The 249-nt window shown below is 57.8% G+C and carries 1 protein-coding gene; it reads right to left on the reverse strand.

Annotated features, from left to right (window positions below; translation table 11 throughout):
- Positions 1–249 (reverse strand): hypothetical protein (locus tag Q4563_RS21525; protein ID WP_303605975.1); only part of this gene is annotated, 249 nt, incomplete at both ends.

Here is a 249-nt window from a genome sequence, read left to right on the forward strand (position 1 = left end):
GTTCCGCCTGGGTCAAGGCTTCCCGGATGCGGCTGTTGGCGGTTTCGAGTGCCTGCCGGTTGGCTACGGATTCGGTGATATCCAGTCCAGCCAGCAACACCTGTCCCTGGGAGGTATTGGCACTGGTCAGTCGTGTCATGCGCCAGCTGATAATGTGCTCTTTGCCGGTCGATGACAGCACCGGAAATTCCAGCGACAGGTTGCCATTATGACGACTGAGCAGATTTTGCCATTCGCGCTCAACGGTGG

It is taken from the genome of Gilvimarinus sp. 1_MG-2023, assembly GCF_030548285.1.